At 73.3% G+C, this 23,645-nt stretch carries 24 protein-coding genes and 1 pseudogene; 10 read left to right on the top strand and 15 right to left on the bottom strand.

The annotated features are described in order from the left end of the window. A partial coding sequence (locus AC3A3H_RS01665) for a helix-turn-helix domain-containing protein (RefSeq protein ID WP_487612800.1) occupies nucleotides 1-552 on the top strand: 552 nt, incomplete at its 5' end. Nucleotides 553-621: 69 nt separating this feature from the next. Here the strand turns inward: AC3A3H_RS01665 and AC3A3H_RS01660 are convergent. The 5 genes from AC3A3H_RS01660 to AC3A3H_RS01640 form a co-directional block, all read right to left on the bottom strand. Further along, a complete protein-coding gene (locus AC3A3H_RS01660) occupies nucleotides 622-906 on the bottom strand; it encodes a hypothetical protein (RefSeq protein WP_487612799.1) in 285 nt (94 codons plus the stop codon). A gap of 92 nt (nucleotides 907-998) precedes the next feature. Beyond that, a complete protein-coding gene (locus tag AC3A3H_RS01655; protein WP_487612798.1) occupies nucleotides 999-1,991 on the bottom strand; it encodes a D-alanine--D-alanine ligase family protein in 993 nt (330 codons plus the stop codon). 34 nt (nucleotides 1,992-2,025) lie between these two features. Then, entirely contained in the window at nucleotides 2,026-2,871 is an 846-nt protein-coding gene (locus AC3A3H_RS01650; RefSeq protein WP_487612797.1) for a transglutaminase family protein, read from the bottom strand. Further along, the gene (locus tag AC3A3H_RS01645; protein WP_487612796.1) at nucleotides 2,868-3,794 is read right to left on the bottom strand and encodes an alpha-E domain-containing protein; all 927 of its coding nucleotides are present in this window, start codon (nucleotides 3,792-3,794) and stop codon (nucleotides 2,868-2,870) included. Before AC3A3H_RS01645 ends, AC3A3H_RS01650 begins: the two co-directional genes overlap by 4 nt. Continuing rightward, on the bottom strand, nucleotides 3,794-5,455 hold the full coding sequence (locus AC3A3H_RS01640) for a circularly permuted type 2 ATP-grasp protein (RefSeq protein ID WP_487612795.1): 1,662 nt from the start codon (nucleotides 5,453-5,455) through the stop codon (nucleotides 3,794-3,796). Before AC3A3H_RS01640 ends, AC3A3H_RS01645 begins: the two co-directional genes overlap by 1 nt. Nucleotides 5,456-5,559: 104 nt before the next feature. On the opposite strand from AC3A3H_RS01640, the gene AC3A3H_RS01635 reads away from it, so the two are divergent. After that, complete coding sequence (locus AC3A3H_RS01635; RefSeq protein WP_487612794.1) at nucleotides 5,560-6,483, top strand: aldose 1-epimerase family protein; 924 nt, start codon at nucleotides 5,560-5,562, stop codon at nucleotides 6,481-6,483. Nucleotides 6,484-6,498: 15 nt separating this feature from the next. Here AC3A3H_RS01635 and AC3A3H_RS01630 read toward each other — a convergent pair whose 3' ends face one another. Both AC3A3H_RS01630 and AC3A3H_RS01625 read right to left on the bottom strand, forming a co-directional pair. Then, nucleotides 6,499-7,191, bottom strand: a complete 693-nt coding sequence (locus AC3A3H_RS01630; RefSeq protein WP_487612793.1) for an ABC transporter ATP-binding protein — start codon at nucleotides 7,189-7,191, stop codon at nucleotides 6,499-6,501. Beyond that, the gene (locus tag AC3A3H_RS01625; RefSeq protein ID WP_487612792.1) at nucleotides 7,188-8,264 is read right to left on the bottom strand and encodes an ABC transporter permease; all 1,077 of its coding nucleotides are present in this window, start codon (nucleotides 8,262-8,264) and stop codon (nucleotides 7,188-7,190) included. Before AC3A3H_RS01625 ends, AC3A3H_RS01630 begins: the two co-directional genes overlap by 4 nt. Before the next feature lie 153 nt (nucleotides 8,265-8,417). Between AC3A3H_RS01625 and AC3A3H_RS01620 the strand changes: the two genes are divergently transcribed. The 4 genes from AC3A3H_RS01620 (at nucleotide 8,418) to AC3A3H_RS01605 (ending at nucleotide 12,893) form a co-directional block, all read left to right on the top strand. Further along, nucleotides 8,418-9,608, top strand: a complete 1,191-nt coding sequence (locus AC3A3H_RS01620; protein ID WP_487612791.1) for a sensor histidine kinase — start codon at nucleotides 8,418-8,420, stop codon at nucleotides 9,606-9,608. Continuing rightward, entirely contained in the window at nucleotides 9,605-10,225 is a 621-nt protein-coding gene (locus AC3A3H_RS01615) for a response regulator (RefSeq protein ID WP_487612790.1), read from the top strand. The genes AC3A3H_RS01620 and AC3A3H_RS01615 overlap by 4 nt, the downstream gene beginning before the upstream one ends. 89 nt (nucleotides 10,226-10,314) lie before the next feature. Next, nucleotides 10,315-11,433, top strand: a complete 1,119-nt coding sequence (locus AC3A3H_RS01610) for a hypothetical protein (RefSeq protein ID WP_487612789.1) — start codon at nucleotides 10,315-10,317, stop codon at nucleotides 11,431-11,433. An 83-nt stretch (nucleotides 11,434-11,516) separates the two neighbouring features. Next, the gene (locus tag AC3A3H_RS01605; protein WP_487612788.1) at nucleotides 11,517-12,893 is read left to right on the top strand and encodes a flavin monoamine oxidase family protein; all 1,377 of its coding nucleotides are present in this window, start codon (nucleotides 11,517-11,519) and stop codon (nucleotides 12,891-12,893) included. 147 nt (nucleotides 12,894-13,040) lie between these two features. Here AC3A3H_RS01605 and AC3A3H_RS01600 read toward each other — a convergent pair whose 3' ends face one another. Genes AC3A3H_RS01600 through AC3A3H_RS01590 form a run of 3 tightly spaced genes read right to left on the bottom strand, consistent with a single transcriptional unit; the run spans nucleotide 13,041 to nucleotide 13,956 of the window. Then, the gene (locus AC3A3H_RS01600) at nucleotides 13,041-13,328 is read right to left on the bottom strand and encodes a hypothetical protein (RefSeq protein ID WP_487612787.1); all 288 of its coding nucleotides are present in this window, start codon (nucleotides 13,326-13,328) and stop codon (nucleotides 13,041-13,043) included. Continuing rightward, the gene (locus AC3A3H_RS01595; RefSeq protein WP_487612786.1) at nucleotides 13,328-13,678 is read right to left on the bottom strand and encodes a hypothetical protein; all 351 of its coding nucleotides are present in this window, start codon (nucleotides 13,676-13,678) and stop codon (nucleotides 13,328-13,330) included. Before AC3A3H_RS01595 ends, AC3A3H_RS01600 begins: the two co-directional genes overlap by 1 nt. 2 nt (nucleotides 13,679-13,680) lie before the next feature. Beyond that, nucleotides 13,681-13,956 (bottom strand): hypothetical protein, encoded by a 276-nt coding sequence (locus AC3A3H_RS01590; RefSeq protein WP_487612785.1) that lies wholly within the window; start codon nucleotides 13,954-13,956, stop codon nucleotides 13,681-13,683. 270 nt (nucleotides 13,957-14,226) lie between these two features. On the opposite strand from AC3A3H_RS01590, the gene AC3A3H_RS01585 reads away from it, so the two are divergent. Further along, on the top strand, nucleotides 14,227-14,607 hold the full coding sequence (locus tag AC3A3H_RS01585; protein WP_487612784.1) for a hypothetical protein: 381 nt from the start codon (nucleotides 14,227-14,229) through the stop codon (nucleotides 14,605-14,607). Between the two features lie 12 nt (nucleotides 14,608-14,619). Here the strand turns inward: AC3A3H_RS01585 and AC3A3H_RS01580 are convergent, their stop codons facing one another. From AC3A3H_RS01580 to AC3A3H_RS01565, 4 genes are all read right to left on the bottom strand, one after another. Continuing rightward, nucleotides 14,620-16,908 carry an FUSC family protein gene (locus AC3A3H_RS01580; protein WP_487612783.1) on the bottom strand — a complete coding sequence of 763 codons (2,289 nt, stop codon included), beginning with the start codon at nucleotides 16,906-16,908 and terminating at the stop codon, nucleotides 14,620-14,622. A gap of 64 nt (nucleotides 16,909-16,972) precedes the next feature. Further along, a complete protein-coding gene (locus AC3A3H_RS01575) occupies nucleotides 16,973-17,752 on the bottom strand; it encodes a hypothetical protein (protein WP_487612782.1) in 780 nt (259 codons plus the stop codon). Further along, nucleotides 17,749-18,378: an RNA polymerase sigma factor gene (locus tag AC3A3H_RS01570; RefSeq protein ID WP_487612781.1), complete on the bottom strand. Its 630-nt coding sequence runs from the start codon at nucleotides 18,376-18,378 to the stop codon at nucleotides 17,749-17,751. Before AC3A3H_RS01570 ends, AC3A3H_RS01575 begins: the two co-directional genes overlap by 4 nt. Before the next feature lie 403 nt (nucleotides 18,379-18,781). Further along, nucleotides 18,782-19,582 (bottom strand): isocitrate lyase/PEP mutase family protein, encoded by an 801-nt coding sequence (locus AC3A3H_RS01565; protein WP_487612780.1) that lies wholly within the window; start codon nucleotides 19,580-19,582, stop codon nucleotides 18,782-18,784. A gap of 119 nt (nucleotides 19,583-19,701) precedes the next feature. On the opposite strand from AC3A3H_RS01565, the gene AC3A3H_RS01560 reads away from it, so the two are divergent. From AC3A3H_RS01560 to AC3A3H_RS01550, 3 genes are all read left to right on the top strand, one after another. After that, complete coding sequence (locus AC3A3H_RS01560) at nucleotides 19,702-22,380, top strand: lamin tail domain-containing protein (RefSeq protein WP_487612779.1); 2,679 nt, start codon at nucleotides 19,702-19,704, stop codon at nucleotides 22,378-22,380. A 113-nt stretch (nucleotides 22,381-22,493) separates the two neighbouring features. After that, nucleotides 22,494-23,069, top strand: coding sequence for a dihydrofolate reductase family protein (locus AC3A3H_RS01555; protein ID WP_487612778.1), 576 nt, complete (start codon nucleotides 22,494-22,496; stop codon nucleotides 23,067-23,069). 25 nt (nucleotides 23,070-23,094) lie between these two features. Further along, entirely contained in the window at nucleotides 23,095-23,472 is a 378-nt protein-coding gene (locus AC3A3H_RS01550) for a YciI family protein (protein ID WP_487612777.1), read from the top strand. Between the two features lie 19 nt (nucleotides 23,473-23,491). Here the strand turns inward: AC3A3H_RS01550 and AC3A3H_RS01545 are convergent. Next, nucleotides 23,492-23,645, bottom strand: a pseudogene (locus AC3A3H_RS01545) (sugar phosphate isomerase/epimerase); the annotation flags it as partial.

The raw sequence follows: 23,645 nt of genomic DNA, 5'->3' as shown, positions 1-23,645 counted from the left end.
GCGCGCGTGACCGTGCTGCACGGCGCGGCGGGCGCCGCGGCGGCGGACTGGCTGGAGGCCGACGGCGACGGCTTCTTCGCCCGCGACGGGCAGGAGCTGATCGTGGTCGGGGCGTCGCCGGAGGCGATCGCGGAGCTGGCGGCGCGGTTCGAGCTGCGCGGCGGATCGTCCGCGCCGGTGGCGTTCGGCGCACTGGCGTCCGCGGTGACGCAGGCGGGCGTGGCCGCACGCCGTTCGAGCCGGGACGAGCCGGTGCCCGGCTTCGACGACGTCGCAGCGGCCGGAATGCTGGCGCTGCTCCAGACGCCGGACGCCCGGGCGGTCGCGGCCGCCGCGCTCGCACCGCTGTCGGACGCCGATCCGGCGCTGCCGGGCGTCCTGCGCACCTGGCTCGACGCGGACGGCGTGTACGACGTGGCGGCGCGGCGACTCGGCATGCACCGGCACACCCTGCGGGCGCGCGTCGCGGACGCCGAGCGGCTGCTCGGCCGCGACCTCGGCGGCTTCGCCGCCCGCGCCGACCTCTACGCCGCGCTCCGCGCCGCCGAGTGACAATCTCTCCCGGACTTATGTACGCTTCAGCCGGCGTGTCGCGTACATAACTCCGGGAGAGATGGCTGGTTAGGCGTCGGCGGGGAGGAGGGCGTCGGCGGGGAGCGCGGCGCCGGCGGCGCGGGACGTGGCACGGAGGCGGGTCACGATGAGGGCGCCGGCCGCGGCGGCGGCGGCGATGAAGAACAGGGCGGCGATCGCCAGGTCCACCCACTGGCGGCGGGTGAAGCCCAGGTGGTGGCCGACGGCGACAGTGGCGAGGCCGTGGTCGACCGCCGGAGTGGTCAGGGCTCCCAGGGCGACGGCGCCCACCACGAACGCGAACCCGAACAACGACCAACCCACACTGCGCATGGACCCATTCAAACCCACGCGTTGCGCCGGGCAACCCCCGCCAGGCCGATCGTTACCGGTCGTTCAGCTAACGATTCACCCGCTCCCGCCGCTCAGCCCAGCGCCAGGTCGCAGATCCGCCGGCAGAGCTCGGCGTAGCCGATCCCGACCGCCGCGGCCGACTGCGGGAGCAGGCTGGTGGCGGTGAGGCCGGGCAGCGAGTTGACTTCGATCGTCCAGAGCACGCCGTCCCTGTCGAGGCGGAAGTCGGTGCGGCTGTAGCCCGAGAGCCGCAGCGCCCGGTGCGCGGTCAGCGCCGCCGCCCTCGCCTCCGCCGCGACCTCGGCCGGCAGGTCCGCCGGGAAGGTCTCGGACACGGCGCCCGGCTGGTACTTGTCGCCGTAGCCGAACGCCGAATCCGGGTCGATGCCGATCTCGCCCACGGCGAGCGCCTCGTCACCGAGCACGCCGACGGTCAACTCCCGGCCGGGCACGAAGCGCTCCAGGAGCACCGAGCCGAACACTGCCGCCCGGTCGACCGCGGCGTCCAGCTCGTCCGGGTCCCGCACGATGGTGAGGCCGACGGTGGAGCCCTGCGCATTCGGCTTCACGACGACCGGCAGCCCGAGCCGCGCGGCGGCCGCGGCCGGCTCGAGCGGGTCCAGGGACCAGTCGGGCGTGCGCACCCCCGCCTGCAGCAGCACCCGCTTGGTGAGCTCCTTGTCCATCGCGAGCCCGCTGCCGAGCGGCCCCGACCCGGTGTACGGGATGCCGGCCAGCTGCAGGAGCGCCTGCAGCTCGCCGTTCTCCCCCGAGCCGCCGTGCAGCGCGAGGAACACCAGGTCGACCCCGGCGACCTCCGCCGGCAGCCGCAGCGCACTCCCGGCGCCCGCCAGCCGCGCCAGCGCCGACGACTCGGGGGGCGCCGTGCCGACCGCGCCGGTCAGGACGCGCGCCTCGGCCGCCGCGTCGAGCGCGCCGGAGGCCGTGTCGACCGCCAGCACCTCGTGGCCGAGCCCGCGGAGCGCGCGCACCACCGGCGCCGCGCTCGCGATCGAGACGTCTCGCTCCTCACTGGAGCCGCCGAACAGCACTGCGATCCGCATCCCGCCACGGTACCCCCGCGCGGACACCACCGGCTCAGGCCTCGCGGGTGATCGACACGGAGACGAAGAGCTCCGAGCCCGCGGCGCCCGAGTACACGCCGCGCAGCGGTGCCACGTCGGCGTAGTCGCGGCCGTGGCCGACGCGCACGTGCCGGTCGCCGATCGCGATGCCGTTGGTGGGGTCGTAGCCGTGCCAGCCGCCGCAGAACCACTCGACCCAGGCGTGCGACTCCCCCACCACCGTCTCCCCCACCGCCGCGTCGGCCTTCGGGTGCAGGTAGCCGGACACGTACCTGGCCGGGATGCCGGCGGAGCGCAGCGCCCCGAGCGCGACGTGCGCGATGTCCTGGCAGACGCCGCCGCGCGCCTCCCAGGCCTCCCGCGCCGTGGTTCGCACGCCGGTGACCCCGCTCTCGTAGGTCATCTCCTCCCCGACCGCGGCCGTGATGGCCTGCGCGGCCGAGCACGGGTCAGCCGCCTCGGCCCGCGCCGCGGCCGCCAGCTCCACCAGCGCCGCGGGAGGCTCGGTCAGCGGCGTCTGCCTGAGCTGCTGCACGCACTCCCCCGAGCGCGCGATGGCGGCGGCGAGGTCGTCCCAGCCGAGCGGGTCGGGCGCGTGCTCGGCGTCCAGCACCTCCACGAGGCTGGTCGCGGTGAGCGTCAGCTCGCGGTGCGGGTTGAGAACGTCGAAGGCGAGCACGCGCGTGCCCCAGTAGTCGGTGTACTGGTGGTGCGACGACACAGGCTGCACGTCGAGCGCGCTGTGCAGCACGAGCTGGCCGGCGCCGGACGCGGGCAGCATCCGCGCCTCGTTGTAGGAGGCCGACACCTCCGCGCCGTACCGGTACCCGGTCGAGTGGGTCACCCGCAGCCGCTTCATACCCGCTCCCCCGTCCAGCTCGGCGCCGTGCTCTCCGGGAAGTAGCGCCGGGTGATCGCGGACGTCGCCGCGCTGGTCGCCTCCTGGATGACCGACATGTGCGCGGGGAGGTCGTCGAGCACCTCCGCGACCGGCCGGAACTCCAGCTCGCTCTGCACCTGGCCGAGCAACCGGACCGCCCGGTCGGACACGCCGGCCCGCTCGTGTCGCGGCTCGATGTCGCGCAGGCTGTCCACCGCGCGCGTGATCGCGTACAGGATGGAGCGCGGGAACAGCCGGTCGTGCAGCAGGAACTCGGCGGCGTTGCGCGTGGAGGGCACCCCGCGGTAGGTGCGCAGGTACGCCTCGTACGCGCCGCACGAGCGCAGGATGGTGGTCCAGCTCGGGCCGCTGGCCTCCGTCAGCGAGCGGGTCGCCAGCAGCCGCGCGGTCATGTCGGCGCGCTCCAGGCTGCGGCCGAGGGTGAAGAAGTGCCAGGCCTCGTCACGGCTGGCCCCGGAGTCCATGATCCCGACGGCGAGCGCGGTGCGGTCGCGGACCCAGGTGAAGAACTCGTGCACCTTGTCGCTGGTCACCCGCCGCGGCACCCGCGCCGCCGTGGTGTTGAGGCACTCCCACAGCTCGGTCGAGACGATCTCCCTGGCCCGGCGCGCGTTCTCCCGCGCGGCGCCCAGCGAGTAGGCGATGGAGGCCGGGGTGCCACGGTCGACGGCGAGCAGCCGCAGCACGTCCTCCCGGGCGATCGGACCGGGCGGCGCGGCCGAGCCCATCACCCCGAGCAGGGACCGGCAGGCGGTGTCCTCGTCGATCCACGGGTCCTCCAGCAGCAGCTGCAGGTGCACGTCGAGGATGCGCGCGGTGCCGTCGCTGCGCTCGACGTAGCGGCCGATCCAGAACAGGGAGGAGGCGATCCGGCTGAGCATCAGCGGGCCTCCGCTCGGGAGGGCGAGGCCTGTTGCTGCTGTTGCTGCTGCTGGTCGGTGCGCGGGGCGTCGTCCTGCGAGTGGTCGGGCGCCGGCAGCGGGGGCGCTGCGGCCTGGTCCGCCACGAGGCCGGAGACGTTCCGGGGCTCGACTCGCTCGGGAGGCGGACCAGGGTGCTCACCGGGCTCGGCCGCCCCCACCACCCAGGTGTCCTTCGAGCCGCCGCCCTGGCTGCTGTTCACCACGAGCTGCCCCTCGGCGAGCGCCACGCGCGTCAGCCCGCCCGGCAGCACCCAGACGTCCCGCCCGTCGTTCACCGCGAACGGGCGCAGGTCGACGTGCCGCGGCCGCATCCCGTCGTCCACGAGCGTGGGGATGGTGGAGAGCTGCACGACCGGCTGCGCGATCCAGCCGCGCGGGTCGGCGACCAGCTGCGCGCGCAGCCGGGCCAGCTCCTTGCGGTCGGCGTCGGGGCCGATCACCAGACCCTTGCCACCCGAGCCGTCGACCGGTTTGACCACCAGCTCGTCCAGCCGGTCGAGCACCTCGGCCAGGGCGTCCGGCTCCTCCAGCCGCCAGGTGTCGACGTTCGGGAGGACCGGGTCCTCGGCCAGGTAGTAGCGGATCAGGTCGGGCAGGTAGGTGTAGACGAGCTTGTCGTCGGCGACGCCGTTGCCGACCGCGTTGGCGATCGTCACGGTGCCGAGCCGGGCGGCGAGCATCAGCCCGGGCGTCCCGAGCACCGAGTCGACCCGGAACTGCAGCGGGTCGATGAAGTCGTCGTCGATGCGGCGGTAGATCACGTCGACGCGCTGCGGGCCGGAAGTCGTGCGCATCCAGACCGTGCCGCCCGAGCAGAACAGGTCGCGGCCCTCCACCAGCTCCACGCCCATCAGCCGGGCGAGGAGGGTGTGCTCGAAGTACGCGGAGTTGTAGACGCCGGGCGTGAGCACGACGACGTTCGGGTTCTCCATGCCCCCGGGCGCGCTCGCCTTGAGCGCCTGCAGCAGGCGGTACGGGTAGTCGCCGACCGGCCGCACGCGCATCGAGGTGAACAGCTCGGGGAGGGTCTGCGCCATCACGCGCCGGTTGGAGATGACGTAGGAGACGCCGCTCGGCACCCGGACGTTGTCCTCCAGCACCCGCCAGCCGCCCTGCTCGTCGCGGATCAGGTCGATGCCCGACACGTGGATGCGCACCCCGTTGGCGCTCTCCACCCCGGCGGCCGCGCGGTGGAAATGCGCGGACGAGGTGATCAGCCCGGCCGGGATGACGCCGTCGCGCACCGCGTTCTGCGCGCCGTACACGTCGCTGAGGAACGCCTCCAGCGCCCGGACACGCTGCTTCACGCCGCGCTCGATCCGGTTCCACTCGGACTGCTCGATCACCCGCGGCACCGCGTCCAGCGGGAACGGGCGCTCCTCCCCCGCGAAGTCGAACGTGACGCCCTGCGCGAGGTACGAGCTGGCGAGCGCGTCGGTGCGGCCGCGGAGCTCCTCCTGCGTGAGCGCGGCCAGCGCCGTGAACAGCTCCCGATAGGCGGGCCGGGTGCGCTCGGCCACGCCGCCGCGGGCGTCGCCGAACATCTCGTCGAACGGCGCGCTGCGGCCGCGCCGGCGCCGCGCGGCCGATGTGCCGTAGCCGCCGAACAGATCACCCATGGCAGGACGTTACCGAGCGCCGGTTACCCGCAGATTTCCCCACGTTTCGCAGACGTCACAACCGTCGGTTCGGGTCGGCGGCCGATTGCCGACAGAATGGGCGGATGAGCATTCCGATCTCCGGCACCCACTTCGGCCTCACCGCCGGCGACTACCACGCGACGATCGCGTCGGTCGGCGCCTCCCTGCGCACGCTGGAGTTCGACGGCAGGCCGCTCGTGGTGCCGTTCTCGGCCGACGAGGTGCGCCCCGCCTTCCGTGGCGCGACGCTCGCGCCGTGGCCCAACCGCGTCGTCGACGGCCGGTACTCGTTCGACGGCGCCGAGCAGCAGCTCCCGCTCACCGAGCCGGGCCGGGGCCACGCCCTGCACGGCCTGGCCACCTGGCTCGACTTCACCGCGATCGACCGCTCGGCGAGCAGCGTGACCCTCTCCGCGACGATCGAGGCGCAGGAGGGTTACCCGCACCGGGTGGAGGTCGCGGTCGCGTTCGAGCTGGACGAGGACGGCCTGCACACCACCGTGACCGGCACCAACACGGGCACCACGCCGGCGCCCTGGGGCACCGGCCCGCACCCGTACCTGGTGGCGGGCGACGGCCGCGTGGACGACTGGACGCTCGACCTCCCGGCCGACCGGGTGCTGACGGTGACCGAGGACCGACTGATCCCGGTCGGGCTCGCCGATGTCGCGACCGAGGGCGGCGGCGTGTTCGACTTCCGCGGCGGCCGGCCGATCGCGGACACGTTCATCGACCACGCGTTCACCGGGCTGCGCCGCGACGCCGAGGGCGCCGCGACCGTCACGGTGCGCGCACCCGGGGGCACCGGCGTCGCGATGACGTGGGACGCGGCGTGCCCGTGGGTGCAGGTGCACACGGCCGACCGCGACATCGCCGAGCTGAACCGACTCGGCCTGGCGGTCGAGCCGATGACCTGCCCGCCCGACGCCTTCAACTCGGGCACGGACCTGATCGTGCTCGCCCCCGGGGAGTCGGCCGCGGCGGCGTGGACGATCCGGGCGCTCTGATCCGGCTGCGGCCGATTACGCGGCGGTCGCGGCAGCGGCGACCCGCCCGTCGATGACCGTCACCAGCTCGTCCAGCGCGGGCGAGTGGACGAGGTCGTGCGTGACCAGCAGCGTCGCGGTCCCGCGCTCGTGCGTGAGCCGGGCGATGAGGTCCATCACCGCGGCGCCGCTCTCCTGGTCGAGCGCGCTCGTCGGCTCGTCCACCAGCAGCACCTGCGGGCTGCGGACCAGTGCCCGCGCGATCGCGACCCGCTGGCGCTGACCGCCCGAGAGCTGAGCCGGCCGCTTGTCGGCATGCGCACTCAGCCCGACCGCGTCGAGCAGCTCGTCCACGCCCTCCCGCACCCGCGTGCGCGCGGCCGCGCGCCGCGATCCGCCGAGCTCGCCCATGACCTCCAGCTGCTCGCGGGCGGTGAGCGAGGCCAGCAGGTTGGACTGCTGGAAGACGATCCCGATCCGCTCGCGGCGCAGAGTTGTGGCCTCGTCCGGGGTCAGCGCGGTGGCGTCCTCGCCGCCGATGAGCACGCTGCCCGAGTCGGGGCGGATGAGCGTCGCGGCCAGGGCGAGGAGGCTGGACTTGCCGGAGCCCGACGGCCCGGTGATCCCCGTGACGACGCCGGCGCAGCCGTGCAGGGTGACGTGGTCGACCGCGGTGACGCGGGACGACCCGTCGGGGAAGGTGAGTGTGACGTCGTCGAGGGTGATCATCGGTTGCTCCCGAGTGCGGTGAGGGGGTCGGCGGTGGTGACGGTGCGGAGGGCGACGGCCGCTCCGGCGAGGCCCAGCAGGGCCATCGCGACGGCGGGGACGACGGTGGTGAGCGGCGCGACGAGGAACGGGAGCGCGCCGGAGGCGAGGGCGCCGAGCCCGAGGACGACGAGCATCCCGGCGCCGATCCCGGCGACGAGCACGACGAGCGCCTGCCCGAGCGCGTCGGCCACGAGCGAGCGCTGCGTCGCGCCGAGCGCCTTCAGCACGGCGATGTCGGCCGAGCGCTGCATCGTCCACACCGTGAAGAAGGCGCCGACGACCAGGGCGGAGATCCCGAACAGCAGCGCGACCATGAGGCCGAGCGAGCCGATCTCGCTCCGGAACGTCTCCAGTGCAGTCAGGCTGAGGAGTGCGGGCTGGGCGGAGGTGCCGGTGCGGCTCGCGACGGCGTCCCAGTCCGGGTCGCCGGACACCGCGAGGACGGTCGGCTCGCCGGTGCCGCCCATCCGCTTGTCGGCGGCGGCCCAGGCCTCGGGCGTCAACGCGACCACCGGTGTGTGGCTGTACCAGGCGTCGCCGCCGATGCTCGCCACGCGGTAGTCCGCGCCGAGGATCGCGACGGTGTCGCCGACCGCGGCGCGCAGGCCTTTCGCTGCGCCGGCCGACAGGCCGACCTCGGTGTCGCTTGCGGGAGCGAGTCGGGTGAGCGCGGTGTCGCCGGCATCGGCCGGGAGACCGACGAGGGCCACCCCCGCGGAAGTACCCTCCTGCGTCGCCCGGGTCTGCGCGATCCCGACCGGCGCCGCGGCGCGCAGGCCGTCCGCCTGCCGCCACGCGTCGACCTCCGACGGTGACAGCGCCGACTCGCTGAAGCTCGCGGACCCGCCGGCCGGCTTCTGCAGCACCAGGCGGTCGCCCGGGAGGTCGAGCACGGCCGACACGTTCTGGGCGGCGAGGCCGCCGGTGAGGCCGGCGAGGAAGCCGACCAGCACGGTGATGAGGGCGACGACGCCGCCGATGAGGATGAACCGGCCGCGGGCGTGCCGGAGGTCGCGCCAGGCGACGAACACGAGGAGTCCCTTCTGCCGGGCGGAGCGGTTCCGCCCGGTGTCCCTCCAGCCTTCGCTCTCCGCTCGCGGGTGGCATCGTCGATGCGGTCGAACCTCCTCTCCGACTTTCCATTGATGCCGAACCTCGCGCACCCTCCCTAGGCTGGGCGTGTCATGTCCCACAGCGCCCTCACCCCGGTCTTCGTCGGGCTGCGCGTCGGGCTGCACGTCCTCATCGCGGCACTGCTCGTGCTGGTCCTCGTGCGGCTGCCGGCGCTGCCGCCGCCCGCCGCCGTGGCCGGACTCGTGCTGGTCGCGGTCTTCGCCGCCGTGTACGTCTCGAGCGCGTTCGTCCGCCGGGTGCCGGAGGCGCAGCGCCGGCCGGTCGCCACGGTCTGGGTCACCGTGCTCGCCCTGGTCTGGGTCGGGCTCGTGCTCCTCGTGCCCGAGGCCGCCTACCTGGCGTTCCCGCTGTTCTTCCTCCTCCTGCACCTCCTGCCGCACCGGCTGGGTCCGGTCGCCGTCGTCGTCGTCACCGCGATCGCGATCCTCGCGCTCGGCCTCCACCAGGGCTTCTCCGCCGGCGTGGTGATCGGCCCGGTGATCGGCGCCGGCGTCGCCATCCTGCTCGGCCTCGGCTACCGCGCCCTCGCCCAGGAGGCCGCCGAGCGGGAGGCGCTCCTCGCCGAGCTGCTCAGCACCCGTGACCGCCTGGCCGAGACCGAGCGCGAGCAGGGCGCCCTCGCCGAGCGCGCCCGGCTGGCCCGCGAGATTCACGACACCGTCGCCCAGGGCCTCTCCAGCATCCAGCTCCTCCTGCACGCCGCCGAGCGCGCCGACCCGGACCGGCCCGGCATCGAGCACGTCCGCCTCGCGCGCGAGACCGCCGCGGAGAGCCTGGCGGAGACCCGCGCGTTCATCCGGGAGCTGACGCCGCCCGCGCTCGACGCCGGACTCGGGGAGGCCCTGCGCCGGCTCGGGGAGGCGCAGTCCACGCCGGGCGGCCTCCGCGTGGAGGTCGAGACCCCGCCGTCGCTCGACCTGCCGATGGACCTCCAGACCGCGCTGTTGCGGATCGCGCAGGGCGCCGTCGCGAACGTCCGGCAGCACGCGGGCGCCCACCGGGCGTCGCTCACGGTGCGGGTGGACCGGGACGAGACGGTGCTTGTCGTCGCGGACGACGGCGTGGGCTTCGACCCGCAGACCGTCGCGGCCGGCCCGGGCGGAGCCGACTCGTTCGGCCTCCGCGCCATCGCCGAGCGCGTCGCGCAGCTCGACGGGACGCTCGACATCGACAGCGCGCCGGGGCGGGGCACCCGGCTGACGGTGACCGTGCCCAGGAGCCGGGCGGGAGACGCCGCATGATCCGCATCGTCATCGCCGACGACCACCCCGTGGTGCGCGCCGGAGTGCGCGCGCTGCTGGACGCCGAGGACGACCTCGAGGTGATCCGGGAGGCGGCCACGGCCGACGAGGCCGTGCTCCTCGCCGGGCAGCTCGCGCCCGATCTGGTGCTCATGGACCTCCAGTTCGCCGACGGCCCGCGCGGCGCCGAGGCCACCCGCCGCATCCGCGCCCTCGACGACCCTCCGCACGTGCTGGTGCTGACCAACTACGACACCGACGCCGACATCCTGACCGCCATCGAGGCGGGAGCGAGCGGCTATCTGCTGAAGGACGCCCCGCCCGACGAGCTGGTCGCGGCCGTGCGGGCGGCCGCGGCCGGGGAGAGCGCGCTCGCCCCGGTGATCGCTGGACGCCTGATGGCCCGGATGCGCGCGCCGCTGACGAGTCTGTCCGCGCGCGAGCTGGAGGTGCTGGAGCTGGTCGCGGCCGGCGCGTCGAACACCGACATCGCCGGCCGGCTGCACATCACGGAGGCGACGGTGAAGTCGCACCTGGTCCACATCTTCACGAAGCTCGACGTGGGCTCGCGCACCGCCGCGGTCAGCGCGGCACGGGCACTGGGGCTGCTGCGGTGACGCGCATATAGCCGACATACGCCGCGCGGCGTTACATTGTGCGCGACGTCGACCGGCCTGGTCGCGCGGGAGTGCGGAAGGTGGTCGTGATGAGCACCAAGGATCGGGTCCGACCGACGTTCGGCGGGCTGAGCGCGCCGGCCCGGCTCACGGTCGAGGGGGCCGGCATCGTGGTCGGCGCCGTCGCGTTCGTGATCGCCGGGATCGTGGCGCTGTTCGTGTTCTGGGGCGGAAGCCTCCCGATCGCCGGACCGGACTCGATCGGGCAGTTCGTCGCGATCGCCGCCGGCGTGATCGCGTTCCTCGCCTACCTGGTCGGCCGGTTGTGGACGCGGGAGGGGCTCACCCCGTTCCGGACCGCTGCCGCACCGGACGGCAGACCGCGCCGGGCGACGGGTGTGGACATCTTCGACACGCTGGCGATCGCGCTCGCCCACGGCATCCTCGCCCTGCTCGGCTGGCTCGTCCTCGGCGCGGTGCTCGCGAACGGGTTCCAGGACGCCACCGTCTACTTCCTGTCCGCGACCGTGCTCGCGGGTGCGGCCACCGGCGTGACCGCCTACGCCGTCTTCCTCTCGGCCGCCGGGATGGACCTGATGCGGCTCTCGACGGTGCTGGCGGCATTCGCGGTCGTCGGCATCCTGGCCTCCATGCTGAGCGCGCCCGACCCGCACTGGTGGGAGAAGCACCTCAGCGCACTGGGGATGTCGCAGAGCGTCTCGTCGCTGACGTTCAACCTCACGCTCATCATCGCGGGCGCGATCGTGACCGCGATCGCGCGGTACGCCACCGACGCGCGCGGCATCCTCGACCCCAAGCAGCGCTCGGCCGTGCTGCGGGTGCGCGTCGGGCTCATCCTGATCGGCGTGCTGCTCGCGTGCGTCGGCATCTTCACGCTGAACATCTCGATCCTCCTGCACAACGTGTCCGCGGTCGGGATGGTCGTGGTCTTCGCGCTCGTGGTCTTCTGGGTGCGCCCGGCGCTGCCGACCGCGCCCGTCGCGTTCTTCGCGCTCGGCTACGTGTTCTTCGCCACCATCGTGGCGGTGCTGGTGTTCTTCGCCGTGGGCTACTACGTCCTCACCGCCGCGGAGCTCGTCGCCGGCGTCCTGGTGTTCAGCTGGCTCATCGTCTACCTGCGGATGACGGGCGCCGCCACCGCGGAGGCGCGCGCCGAGCAGGAGAACGTACACCTCGTCGATGGGTGATGCTGCGGTTCGACAGCGTGTACAGCACGCGGCGTCGCGCGCCCGCCTAGCATCCTCGTGACCCGGATGGAGGAGTGATAGCCATGAACAGCATCGAACGTGACGTCGTCATCGTCGGCGCTGGAGCCTCCGGCCTCACGGCCGCGACGGAACTGAGGAAGGCCGGCCTGAGCGTCGCCGTGCTGGAGGCCCGCGATCGCGTCGGCGGCCGGCTCTGGACGAACGACGTCGACGGAGCCACCCTCGAGATCGGCGGCCAGTGGGTGTCGCCCGACCAGGACGCCCTCATCGACACCCTCGCCGAGCTGGGGCTGGAGACATACTCCCGCTACCGCGACGGCATCAACATCTACCTCGGCGAGAACGGCGCCCGCCGCACGTTCGAGGGCGAGATCTTCCCCGTCGCCCCGGCGACCGAGCAGGAGATCGTCGGCCTGATCGACCGGCTCGACGCCCTCGTCGCCGAGATCGACCCCGACCGGCCGTGGGACCACCCGCAGGCGAAGGAGCTGGACGAGATCTCGTTCCGCCGCTGGCTGGAGACGCAGACGGACGACGAGGAGGCCCGCCGCAACATCGGCATGTTCATCGCGGGCGCCATGCTCACCAAGCCGGCGCACGCCTTCTCGGCGCTCCAGGCCCTGCTCATGGCTGCCAGCGCCGGCAGCTTCAGCCACCTGGTGGACGCCGACTTCATCCTCGACAAGCGCGTGAAGGGCGGCCTCCAGCAGGTGCCGCTGCTGCTCGCGGAGCGACTGGGCGACGACGTCCACCTGAACGCGCCGGTGCGCACCCTCCGCTGGGACGCCGAGGGCTCCGGGACCGGTGTCACCGCGATCACCGACGAGCTGGAGGTGCACGCCCGGTTCGCGATCCTGGCCGTGCCGCCCGTGCTGATCAGCCGGATCTCCTACGAGCCGCCGCTGCCCCGCCGTCAGCAGCAGCTGCACCAGCACCTGTCGATGGGCTTCGTCATCAAGGTCCACGCCGTCTACGAGACGCCGTTCTGGCGCGACCTCGGCTACAGCGGCACCGCCTTCAGCCCGTACGAGCTGGTGCACGAGGCCTACGACAACAGCTACGACGGCGACCCGCGCGGGACGCTGGTCGGCTTCGTCTCCGACGAGGCCGCCGACGACGTCTTCCGGCTGAGCCCGGAGGAGCGCAAGGCGCGCATCCTCGAATCGCTGTCGCACTACTACGGCGCGCAGGCGCTGAACCCGGTCGTGTACTACGAGAGCGACTGGGGCAGCGAGGAGTGGACCCGCGGCGCCTACGCGGCGAGCTTCGACATGGGCGGCCTGGCGCGCTACGGCGCGGACCTGCGCACGCCGGTCGGCCCGATCCACTTCTCCTGCAGCGACCTGGCGGGCAAGGGCTACCAGCACGTGGACGGCGCCATCCGCGTCGGCCGCGAGACGGCCGCGGCGATCGTCGCGGCGCTGCAGCCGGCGGGCTAGCCGCCCGGGGCCGGCTCCGGCCCCCTCCGACCGCGCGCGGACAGTCGTGGCTGTCCGCGCGCACCACCACCGGCCGGCCGGGACGCGCACCGTCGTGGGATGCGCGGCCCGGCCGCCGGGGCATCTCCGATCCAGGGAGTGCGGGCGTCAACCTTCGATGAGGGTGACACCCGGAGTTGTCGACGTCACGGTGAACGCAGCGATGCCGAGAAGCGCGACGGCGATCAACGCGACGGCCAGCACGACGACCGCGACGATGAGCGGAGACCTGCGCCGTCGCCCCCTCACGAGCAGGACCACGGCACAGCCGATCAAGCCCACCCCCACGGGAATCGCGACGGGAAAGGCGATCAAGAGTCCTGCGACGAGGATCGAGCCTCCGAGGAGCCACGCGTCGGCCTGGCCCGTCGTTCGCTGCGGCTGCGTCCCGGTCATCAGATGTTCTTGAGCCAGCCGCTCTGCAGCACGGTGCCCCGGTACGACAGGCCCTGTTCCTTGTTCGCCTGCCACGACGATCCTTGATAGAGGAACGAGAGACGGTGGGAGACCTTGCACGTTCCGACGGCGCCCGAGACATAGCTCGACGAGGTCTGGTTGATGCTCCACGGACCGCCGAAACCGGAGAACCAGCCCGTGCACTCCAGGTTACGAGTGACCGCACTCGAGGTCGCCTCGAAGCCGTAACGAAGGGCGAAGGTGCCGGTCGTGATGCCCCAGAGGTTGACGTTCACCGGGTAGGTCGCCGTGTACCGAGACGCTGCCGCACGCGCCGATCGTGGATCCACGGTCAGAGTCGGTTCCGCGGCTTCCGCGAACTCCAGGACGGAGAGCGGTCTTCCTCGACCGCTGACATGAACGCATTCTGCTCGGTCGTTGACAGGTGTTCGAACTTCGCCGTGAGCGCCGCCTCGGCTGAATCATCCACCTTCATGCCGACGACGAATTCCGAGAAAGCGGTCTCGTTCGAATTCGGTACATCGGCTTGCGCGGCCGAGATCCCCCCGCCGAACACGAGACACGACGCCACCCCGCTCGTAGTCAATGCCTTGGTGATGCTTCTCACGATGACTCCTTTGTCCTGGCTCGCATTCGAGCTATAGAATCTCAGCTGAAATCACTGATACATTGCACGATAGTTGCACAGGCGAGGAGTTGCAACCCGGGCCGGCGTGAGCGGCATTTCAGCCCTCCTGTCCCCCAAATGGAGGTCAAGCCAAGGCGTCTTCGCCTAGAATTCTCGATCGTGGCGGTTCGTGAGGTGGGCAGAGCGCGCCGTCGGCATCGGGCCGACGGGCCTGCGTTCGTCGACCGGCCGGGGCGAAGGCTGCGGCGGGTGCGGGTGATCGGGATCGCCGTCCTCGGCGCCATCGGGCTCTCCGTCGGGCTCGCGCTCACCGTCTTCGCGGGTGGGCCGCAGCTCGGGCTCCCGTCGCTGCCGTTCGGCCCGTCCTCGCAGTCGGAGGCGCACCGTCCCACGCCGACCTCCACCCCCGGACCGACCTGGCCGGCTCCGGATCCGACCGCGAGCATGCCGCCCCAGCCCGTGCAGGAGCCCGTCGTCGCGGTGCCCCCGCCCGCGCCGGCCCCGTCCGCGCCGGATCAGGCCGCGCCCGCGCCGAGCGCTCCGGCGCCCGCGACCACCCCGTCGCCGTCGCCGACGGCGGGCAAGAGCGCGACCGCTCCAGGCAAGTCCAAGAAGCCGCCGCACCGGTGACCCGGCGCGCCGTCACCGAGTCCGTCGGGGGCTGACCAGATCGTCGCCCAGCGCGTCCACCGGGCCGACGATCACCGACTCCAGCCGGCGCACGACGTCGAGGTAGTCGCCGGTCCAGATGATCCGGATCGCCCGCGCGACGATGTGGCCGGAGCCGTCGCCCAGGTCGTCCGCCACCACGTCCGCGAGGCGGTGCCGGTCCTCCGGGTCCGCCGGCACGGGCGCGGGGAGCGGCTCGCGCGCGACCAGGCTCGTGGCGAGCTGCTCGTACCAGCCCGCGAGGCGCGTGACGGAGTCCTCCAGCGTCCGGCGCGCGCCCGCGCGCTCGTCCTCCGTGGTCTCCTGGCGCTGCCAGAGCTCCAGGATCGCGTCGCTCGCCAGCCGCACACCCGCGACGCCGCCGACCGACGCCGACACCTCCGCGAGCGGTCGCTGCTTGCTGCCGCGCTCGCCCAGGTAGGTGCGGAACGCGTCGTCCAGCCGGCGGGCCGCGGCGGCCGCCCGGAGCGCCTCCTGCCGGGGCTCTGGATGCTCGGCCGCGGTCGCGTCGCACCGCGCCAGCCCGAACGCGACCGTCGCGCCGAGATAGCGCACGCTCGCGCTGTAGGCGTCGGCGAGCGCCTGCCGCAGCGACGCGGCAGCGCCCCTGGGCCAGAACAGCAGCCCGACGACCAGGCTCACGGCGCAGCCGAGCGCGATGTCCTCGATGCGGATCAGGCCGACCGTCCAGCCGGAGGGCGCGATGAGATTGAACAGCAGCACCAGCAGGATGGTGAACGCCGCCTGGCCCGCGGCGAACGAGATGGCGGCCGGGGCGATCCCCGCCACCAGGATCGCGACCGGGAGCAGCAGCCAGATCACGATCGTGTTGTCGCCGATCACGAGCATCGCGAGCGCGCCGAGCAGCACGCCGACCGCGGTGCCGACGACGCCGCGCAACACGGTCTGGCCGGTGCTCAGGGCGTTCGAGCGGAGGACGGAGAGCGTGCCGAGCACGACCCAGAAGGAGTGCTGCACGCCCGTCAGATTGGCCAGCAGTACGGCGAGCCCGAGCGCGATCGCCCCGCGGATGCTGTTGCGCAGCCACACCGAGTTCCACCCGATGAATCCGCTCGCGCGTTCGGCCGCGGCCGCGACCGGGCCGGCCAGGTCGCCGGGCTGGCGCCCCATCAGCCGCTGCCACCAGGTGCGCCGCTCCGCGCGGGCGGTGAGCGCGATGTTCCCTGCTACGGTCTCGACCGCCTGGGCGAGCTCCTGCGCGCGGAAGCCCGGGTCGAGCGCCGTCACGATGTCGTCCGCGACCCGGCGGCCGCCGTCGGGATCGGGCCCGACCGGGAGCGCCATCGTCGCGGACTCCACGCCGGTCCTCGCCTCCGCGAGGAGGGCGAGCGCGGCCTCCAGCGCAGCCGGGTCACCGCCGTGGCGCGCCAGCAGGGCGGCACCCTCCTCCAGCACCGCTGCCGCGGTGCTCTTCACCTCGAAGGCCGCCACGTGCACCGGTCCGGGGGTGGCGGCCGGGATCCTGACGTGGTCGAACTGCGCGATGACCGAGTTCAGCCAGTTCAGCTCGTCGACCAGCCGGACGATGGTGCGCGCCGACGTGCTCAGCCCAGTCGGCCGGTACGGCGTGCGGAGGAAGGCGGTGTGCAGCGCGTCCACCGCCGCGTCGGCCGCGGTGACGGCACGATCGCGCTCCGCCGCCAGGTCCGGGTTGCCGGCGCGGAGCATGGCCGCGGCCTCGGCGCGCAGCCGTGCCGCGAGCGCCCGGCAGGCGTCCACCGCGGGCGCCCGCAGCGGCTCACGAGCGGGAGCGGGCCAGAGGGTCACTATCGCGACGACGCCGACGACGGCCGCGATCCCCCAGCCGAGCAGGCGCGGACCGAGGGAGTCCACCGAGCCGGGCAGCGTGACCGGCAGGATGAACGCCAGCAGCAGGGAGGTGCTCGCCGAGGCCATGACCGAGCTCACCGAGCCCGCGAACAGCACGGCGAACGCCACCGCCGCCATCGCGACGGCGGAGAGCCAGACCGGACGCGACGCCAGCGTGCCGAGACAGACCAGCACGGCGCCGGCCACGGCGAGCGCGAGCTGCGCCTGCACGCGGTCGACGAGCGGCCCGCTGAAGTCGACCAGCAGCAGCATCGCGAACGAGCCGAACGCCGCGAACGTGGCGACCTGCCCGTCGCGCAGGACGAGGCTGCTGAACGCGAACAGCAGCGGCATGACGATCGCCGCGCGGCCGGCGCGGCGCAGCGCCGCGTAATCGGGGTCGTGGCGCTTCAGCCAGGTCGCCACACGCATCCGCCCTCCTCGCTCGTCACCGCACACCCTAGCCCGGCGTGCGCCGCGCGCGAGAGGGGCATGATCACCGGCCGGAATCCTCGCCGGGGTCCGACGGGTCGTCTGCGGAACCGCTCTGCGACCCCTGCGGGTCGTCCGGCGCAGGAGCGGGTTCCGGAGCGGGGCCGGGCTTGATGTGCGCGGGCGCCGGCTTCGGCGCGGTCGGCGTTCCGGGGTCGCCGGGTCCGGGGCGGCCGGACGCGTCGTCCCCGTTCGCCCCGCTGCCGGGCTGCGGACCGGTCGTCGGGGGTCCCGGCGCCGCTGCACGGTCGTCGCCGCTCGAGCTCCCGGGCTGGGCGGCCTCCGCGGGGTCGCCGTCTCCGGCGTGGGCGGAGTCCTGTCCCGTGGCCGCGCCGTGTCCGCGCTGACCGCCCTCCGCCTTCTGAGGTGTCGGTGCGTGCGTCGTCCGCATGTTCGTCGTCGCGTCCGGCTCGGCCGTGGGTCCGGCCGGCGCTGGGGGCACGGGAGGCCTCGGGTGCCCGACGAAGCGGGCCAGGCTCGAGAACGCGTCGCCCACGACCGCGTGCAGGGTCTGGCCGGCCGCCGCGGCGGAGGCGCCGCCGGCCAGCGCCGCGGCCAGGAGCAGCACGGTTGTCGTGCGCATCCCGCGCCGGGCGAACCACGACGAGCGGACGCGACGGCGGCCGGACATCAGACGCACCACGTCGCGCGAGGGCGCGGGCGGCTCGGCCGGGGTGGTCACGGTGAGCTCGTCCAGGAGGGCGGCGAGCGCGGCGTCGCCGTCGAGGCCGGCGTCGCCGAGCAGGCGCAGGACCGGGTCGTCCCCGGAGTTCCTGGTCGTCATCGCACCTCCTCCCGTTCCCGGGCCGGCGCAGTCTCGTCGGGCGTGGTCTCGGGCGCGACCTCCCGGCGCAACGCGATCAGCGCGCGCCGCTGTAACTGCTTGACCGCACCGGGGCTCCTGTCCATGATCCGGGCGACCTCGTCGATGGTCAGATCCGCCAGGATCCGCAAGGCGATGACCTCGCGGTGCTCGGGCGCCAGCCTGCCCAGCAGCTCGACGACGCCGACGGCGCCGTGCACGTGGTCCTCCGCGGAGGGCGTGCTCCGGGTGTCGGTGCGCGGGTCGTAGGCCACGGGCGTCGGGACGCGGGAGCGACGCCGGTGGTGGTCGACGACCCGAGCGTGCGCGATCGTGAACAGCAGGGCCCGCAGGCCGTCCCCGCCGCCGGAGAGCGAGTCCAGCCGCGGATACAGGGCGACGAAGACGTCCTGCGTCACGGCCTCAGGGTCCTCGACGCCCTGCGAGCGGAGGTAGGCCAGCAGCGACGCCGCGTGCGTGCGGTACGCGTCGGCGAACGCCAGGGCGGGACCGCTGGCGCCGCGGCGGGCGTGCTCCTTCACGGGCCGGGCCTCACGCGGCCACTCTAGTGGGACCAGCCACTCCGCCGGGAGGAGTCCGACCGACATCGAGGCCCCGCCATCCCCACCGCCCGCCGCACGAGCCCGAGCCCACGGCAGACGGTGGTCCATCGTCTACGCCGTCCGCCGGAGAGCCGGCGCCCCGGCCGGACCGGTGGAGATCCGCGCGCTCCGGGGGGACGGCGCTGCGGGTCCTTCCGGCCCGACCGGGACTTCCGCGAGGCGGATGCCGGTCAGGGCGGTGGTGCGGGAACGACAGGCGGCGGGGACGACGCGAGTCGCCCGGTTCGCCGCGATGGCACCCGTCCCGGCTGCCGTCTTCGCGGGGGCGACGAAGACAGCGGAGGGGGGAACGGGAGTCGTGAGGGACATCGGGGGCTTTCTTGGCTACCGGTGAACGGACGGAAGGCCGTGGCCCTCGTCGTCTTAATCGTCGGGAGGCCCGCAAAGGTTACGCGCGGCCGGAAGAATTTCGGTCCGCCCGGCGCTCGAACGCGATCAGCTGCTGCTGCCACTCGGCGTACGAGGTCGCCACCGGCACGTCGCGGCCGTCGCGCACGGCCGCGGCGACCTCCACCGCCGCGTCGATCGCCGCCCGGTACGGCAGCGAGCCGGTGCTGACCCTGCGCACACCGAGCACCTGGAGGTCGTCCAGGGTGAGGCCCGGCACGACCAGGATGTTGAGCGGGAGCGGGATGGCCGCGGCGAGCTGCTCGATGGTGGCCGGATCGGTGACGCCGGGCACGAAGATCCCGTCGGCCCCGGCGTCGGCGTAGGCGCGGGCGCGATCGGCGACGGCCGCCACGGTGTCGTCCTCGTGGAACCAGTAGGAGTCGACGCGGGCGTTCACGAACACGTCGGCGGCCTCCCGTTTGACCGCGACGATCTTCGACGCGGGGACGGCCGGATCGACCAGGCGGCCGGCGGCGGAGTCCTCCAGGTTCACGCCGGCGACGCCGTCCCCCGCCAGCCCCGCGACGAAGGCGGCGACCTCCGCCGGGTCGTCGCTGTAGCCGTCCTCGATGTCGGCGGTGACGTGGACGTCGAGGGCCGCGATCCGGCGGACCAGGGCCGCCGTGGCGTCCCGGCTGGCGCTCCCGGCGTCGGGCCGGCCGGCCGACGCGTTCACGCCGAAGCTCGTGGTGCCGACGGCCGGGAAGCCCGCGGCCGCGAAGGCGAGCGCCGAACCGGCGTCCCAGGCGTTCGGCAGCAGGAGCGGCTGGTCGCCGTAGTGCAGGTCTCGGAACGTCATCGTGGTCCTCCTGACTCGTCTGGCCGGAGACTACTCCTCCACGCGTTTGCACGCTGTTCATCGTGAGTTCGGCCCGCGTACCAGCGCACTCACTACTTTCCGTTCCTATGAGACTTCACATGTCCCGCTCCGTCGCGGTGCTCGCGGCGGTCGCCACCGCCGGCGCCGCCCTCGCGATCGCACTCCCGACAGCGGCCTCGGCTGCCGACGCGCCCGACGTCCGGATCACCGAGTGGATGTACAACCCGGTGCGGTCCTCCGGCGAGTACATCGAGCTCACCAACCTCGGCTCGACCCCGGTCAGCCTCGCCGGCTGGTCGTTCGACGACGACAGCCGGACGCCGGGGACTGTGCCGCTCGACAGCCTCGGCACCCTCGCAGCCGGGCAGTCCGCGATCGTGACCGAGTCCGCCGACGCGACCTTCCGCAGCGAGTGGAAGCTGGGCGCCGACGTGAAGATCCTCGCCGGCAACACCACGAACCTCGGCCGCGCGGACGAGATCAACATCTTCGACGGCCCCGACGCCGTCGCGAACCTCGTCGACCGGCTCACCTACAACGACCAGGGCACCGGCACCGTCAAGGGGCCGCGTACGCTGGGCGTGTCCGGTATCCCGAAGACGGAGGCCGCGCTCGGCGCGAACGACGCCTCGCAGTGGCAGCTCTCCACGGCCGGCGACGCGGAGTCCTCGTGGGCGTCGACCGCCGGCGACATCGGCTCGCCGGGGAAGAGCCGCTTCGCGCCGGCGGCCTCCACGCCGGACTGGGCCAACGTGCACATCAACGAGGTCTCCTCCGACAACACCGCCACCCCGGTCGGCGACGCGGTCGAGCTGTTCAACAGCGGTGCGACGGACGTCAGCGTCGCGGGCTGGCTGCAGATCGACAGCGGTGCGGCCACGGCGGCGACCGCCCTCTCGCCGAAGCTCGCCGACGGCACGGCGACGAGCGTCGTCCCGGCCCACGGCTACGTGTACTTCGCCTCGACCAAGGGCCTCGGCAGCGGCGGAGACGGAGTGAAGCTCTACCTCCCGGACGGCCTGGACGGCACGGCGGGGACCCTCGTGGACTCGGTGGCGTACACCGCGGGCGAGGCGGGCACCGACGAGGGCAACGACTTCGGCGCCGGTGCGTTCGCGCGCTGCCCCGACGGCAGCGGCGCGTTCGTCTCAGTGAAGGACAAGAGCTTCGGCGCCTCCAACGCCGACGCCTGCAAGACCATCCTCACCAACCCCGCGGACGGCGGCGGCACCGGCGGCGGCCCCACCCTGAACTGCCAGCCGGAGGCCCCGTCGGGCACCGGCGCCCTGCCCGCCGGCACGCTCACCCCCGCCGCATGGCCCGGCAGCGCCGACGTCAGCGTGTCCGACAAGCAGTGCGCGTGGACGACCTCCACGGGCCCCGAGGGACGCGATGTGAGCGGCCTGGTCTTCGACCCGAGCAACGCGAACGTGCTCTACAGCGTCAAGAACAAGAGCTGGGTGTTCCGCATGGTGAAGCAGGACGGCCTCTGGGTCTCCGACACCACGAACGGCTGGGCGAACGGCAAGGAGATCTTCTTCCCCGGCAGCACCGACGTGGCGACCAACCAGCCCGACTCCGAGGGCCTGACCGTCGGCCCCGACGGCGCGCTGTACGTGACCACCGAGCGCAACAACGCGGCCAACACCAACCCGCTCAACTCGATCCTGCGCTTCGACCCGACCCAGCCCGGCACGCAGCTCGTCGCGACCGACCAGTGGAACCTGACGGCCGAGTTCCCCGAGCTGCACGCCGGCAACAAGACGGAGGCGAACCTCGGCTTCGAGGGCGTCACCTTCGTCCCTGACGCGTACCTGACCGGCAACGGCTTCGTCGACCAGTCGACGGGCAAGGCCTACCGGCCGATCGACTACCCGCAGCACGGCACCGGCCTGTATTTCGCGGCGCTCGAGAACGACGGCAAGCTCTACGCCTACGCGCTGAACGCCGACCACAGCTTCCACCGGGTGGCCGTGGTCGACACCGGGATGGGCCACGTCATGGATGTGGCGTTCGACGCCGACGCGCAGCGGATCTGGGCGCTGTGCGACAACACCTGCGGCGTGACCTCCACGCTGCTGAAGGTCGGCACGACGGGCGCGATCGTCCCCGACGTCGCCTACGCCAAGCCGGCGGCCCTCCCCGTGAACAACCTCGAGGGCTTCGCCGTCGCGTCGAGCACGACGTGCGTGAACGGCACCAAGGAGGCCGTCTGGTCCGACGACGGCGTCTACGGCGCCGGTCCGGGCAGCGCGACCGAGGGCCACGCGCTCTACAGCGGCCGGGTCGACTGCGACCTCCACCTCGGCGGTCAGGGCGTGCCCAAGCCGGACGCCTGGAGCAAGACCAAGGTCTACTTCAACGGCGACACGGTGAGCTACAACGGCTCGGTCTTCCAGGCGCTCTGGTACACCTCGGGCGAGACGCCGGGCTCCGCGAAGAACGGCGCCTGGTCCCAGCTCGCGATCGCGGCGGACGGCTCCACGCTCTGGACGGTCACCCGGCCGTTCACCACGGGCGACATCGTCGTCTACCAGGGCCGCACGTTCAAGGCGCTCTGGTATACACGCGGCACCGCACCCGGCGGCGTCGGCGGCCCCTGGAGCGAGATCGTCGCACCGGCGACGCCCGGCGGCATCCCCGGCTGGAGCGCGGCGACCGTCTACAACGGCGGCGAGAAGGTGACGTACCAGGGCCAGGTGTGGCAGGCCAAGTGGTACACCGCCGGGGAGGCGCCGAGTACGGCCAAGAAGAGCGCCTGGGCACTGGTCGGCTGACCGGCCGCGGCCGGCCCTGACCGGCCGCGAACGGATTAGTCGAATCCGGAGCTGACGGAGCGATGTCCTCAGTGACGGGCCGGATGGCCCGCACCTGACGGAAGGAGACTCCCATGCGCACTGTGGTCGCGATCGAGAACATCTCGCTGGACGGCTACGCCGACTCCGGCGAGGGCCTGGGCTTCGAATGGACCGCCCGCGCCTACGACGACGAGGTGGACCGCTTCTCCAACGAGCACGTCCGCGCCGACGTCGACACGGCGGTGTACGGGCGCACGACGTATCTGGGGATGCAGGGGTTCTGGGGGCCGATGCTGGAGAACGCGGAGGCCTCCCCCACCGAGCGCACTCACGCACGGTGGGTGAACGCCGTGCCCAAGGTCGTGTTCTCGCGCACGCTGGCGTCGGCCGACTGGAACAACAGCACCCTCGTCCGGGACGACCTCCCGGGCGCGGTGGCCGAACTGAAACGGGGTGACGGCGGCACGATCGCCATCTATGCGAGCCCGAAGCTCGTGCACGGGTTCCTGGAGGCCGGCCTGATCGACGAGCTGCGGCTGCTGATCCACCCGCTCACCCTGGGCGGCGGCACTCCGCTGATCCCGCCGCGGGCGCGGCTCGCGCTCGACCTCGCGGAGTCGCGGACCTTCCCGAGCGGGGCGGTGTACGCCCGCTACCGGGTGTCGTAGTCTCCTCGGACGGAAGGGAGGGGCGATGCGATTCCTGCTGCTCATCCAGAACCCGGCGGGCCATCGGCAACCGGAGCCGGACGCCGAGCTCGGCGCGGCCCTCGCGGGCCTGATCGACGAACTGGCCGACGCCGGCGCGCTCATCGACACGGCGGGGCTGCGGCCACCGGAGGAGGGCGTGCGCGTGCGCCTCTCCGGCGGCGCCCTGACCGTGCGCGACGGCCCGTACACCGAGGCGAAGGAGGTCGTCGGCGGCTACTGCCTGCTGCAGGCGGCGTCCTCCGACGAGGCGACGGCCTGGGCGAAGCGGTTCCTGGCGGTGCACCGCGGCGGGGACACCGGCGGCGCGGACACGGCTGACTGGGACATGACCGTGGAGGTGCGCCGGCTCGACGAGGGCTAGCCGGCGCACCCCGCGGGGGTCAGTCCGCCTTGGTGGAGAAGGCGGCGTCGAAGGCGGCGGCGGGCGGGTTGATGGCGTTGAGTTCGCGGACGAAGGCGATGGCTTCCGGGGCGCCCTGGAGGCGGTCCATGCCGGCGTCCTCCCACTCCACCGACGTCGGGCCGGTGTAACCG

The organism is Leifsonia sp. Soil_N53, from assembly GCF_057655165.1.
Note: the sequence above shows the minus strand (reverse complement) of the source record. Positions and strands in the feature narration are given on the sequence as shown.